The following is a 1,795-nucleotide window of genomic DNA, read 5'->3' on the forward strand; positions in this document are numbered from 1 at the left end:
CGACGCGGCCGATCGCCGGCCCCCACTCGGGCTCGAGCAGGTGCCGCCTCGCGAGCTGCTCGATGACCCCGGCCACGTCGTCGTCGCCGAGCAGCCCCAGCACGCCGCGTCCGGCGACGGATGCCTCCGCGGTCACGCGCTCGGCGTTCGCGGGATCGCGCAGCCACTCGCCGAGTCGCCGGGCGACGCCCATCGAGGCCAGCTTGCCGCGCACGACGGCGTCGGAGAGGAACTCGTCCTCGACGAAGGCGCCCAGGGTCGCGCCGATCTCGTCCTTGCGGCGCGGGATGATCGCCGTGTGCGGGATGGGCAGCCCGAGCGGGTGCCGGAACAGCGCGGTGACCGCGAACCAGTCGGCGATCGCGCCCACCATCGCACCCTCGGCGGCGGCGCGGACGAACCCCATCCACGGCACGGTCTCCTGCAGGGGGAACGCGACGGCGAACACGGCGGCGGCGACGAGCAGCAGCCCGAGGGCGATCCGCTTCATGCGCCGCAGCGCGATGCGCCGCTCCTCGTCGGTCGGAACCGTGCGGCGCGCGGCCGCGGCATCCGTCGTCGTCATGCGCCCACCCCCTCGAAGCGATTCTGCCCCGTCGGGATGCGCTGGCTCCCCGAAACACGACGACCCCGCGCCGTAGGCTTGCGGCATGACGGATGCCGCGCAGCCACGCCCCGACGAGACGTACTCGTACCTGGGGCCGGCGGGCACGTTCACCGAGGCCGCGCTGAAGCAGGTTCCCGAGGCCGAGGGCAAGCACTGGCGCAGCGTCAACAACGTGGGCGAGGCGCTCGCCGACGTCGTCGAGGGCCGCTCCACGGCGGCGATGATCGCGATCGAGAACTCGGTCGACGGCGGCGTGTCCGCCACGCAGGACGCGCTCGCGACGGTCGCCGGCCTCCGCATCGTGGGCGAGTACCTCGTGCCCGTGAACTTCGTGCTCGTCGCGCGCCCCGGCACCCGGCTCGACGAGGTCCGCGTCGTGAACGCCCACCCCGTGGCCTACGCGCAGTCGCGCGGATGGCTCGAGCGCGAGCTCCCCGACCACGCCCACCTGCCGTCGACGAGCAACGTGCAGGCCGCGGCATCCCTCTTCGACGACGGCCTCGCCGACGCCGCGGTGGCGCCGCCGGGCATCGTCGACCACCTCGACGTCGAGGTGCTCGCCGAGGCGATCGGCGACAACCCGAACGCGATGACCCGGTTCGTGCTCGTGAGCCGGTCGCGGGCGGTGCCGCCGCGCACGGGTGCCGACAAGACGAGCGTCATCGTCGAGCTGCCCGACGACGAGCCGGGCTCGCTGCTGGCGATGCTCGAGCAGTTCTCGACCCGCGGCGTGAACATGTCGCTGCTGCAGTCGCGCCCGATCGGCGACGAGATGGGCCGCTACCGGTTCGTGATCGACCTCGACGGACACGTCGAGGACGAGCGCGTCTTCGACTCGCTGCTCGGCCTCCGGCGCTTCAGCCCGAAGGTGATCTTCCTCGGCTCCTACCCGCGCGCCGACCGCCGCGAGGTCGAGTACCACTCGAAGTACGACGACGAGATCTTCATCGAGGCGCGCGACTGGCTGCGCGGCATCCTGAGCGGGGAACCCGAGGAGGACTGAGCGCGATGGGTGGGCCGGCGACGGAGCCGGAGTTCGATCCGCGATTCGATCCGCGCTACCAGCGGGGCTGGTCAGGGCGGTCGGAGGACGACTCGGCCCCGGGCGAGCCCGGCCCGCGCGTCGAGGCGACGTCGGCCCCGCCGGCGACCGCCCCGGACGGGTCGCCGGAGGGGTCCCGCCCGGAT

The 1,795-nt window shown here is 73.4% G+C and carries 2 protein-coding genes; one reads left to right on the top strand and one right to left on the bottom strand.

Translation table 11 applies throughout. The features are described from left to right. On the bottom strand, positions 1-565 hold a 565-nt coding region (locus tag ESO86_RS16350), incomplete at its 3' end, for a DUF445 family protein (protein WP_207207194.1). 85 nt (positions 566-650) lie between these two features. Here ESO86_RS16350 and pheA point away from each other — a divergent pair. Then, entirely contained in the window at positions 651-1,610 is a 960-nt protein-coding gene (gene pheA / locus ESO86_RS16355) for a prephenate dehydratase (RefSeq protein WP_129235892.1), read from the top strand. Positions 1,611-1,795: the final 185 nt, after the last annotated feature.

It is taken from the genome of Agromyces binzhouensis (assembly GCF_004135055.1).
Classification (GTDB): domain Bacteria; phylum Actinomycetota; class Actinomycetes; order Actinomycetales; family Microbacteriaceae; genus Agromyces; species Agromyces binzhouensis.

Coding starts and splice junctions, on each gene's coding strand:
- pheA (WP_129235892.1), top strand. CDS start 651: ATGACGGATGCCGCGCAGCCACGCCCCGACGAGACGTACTCGTACCTG.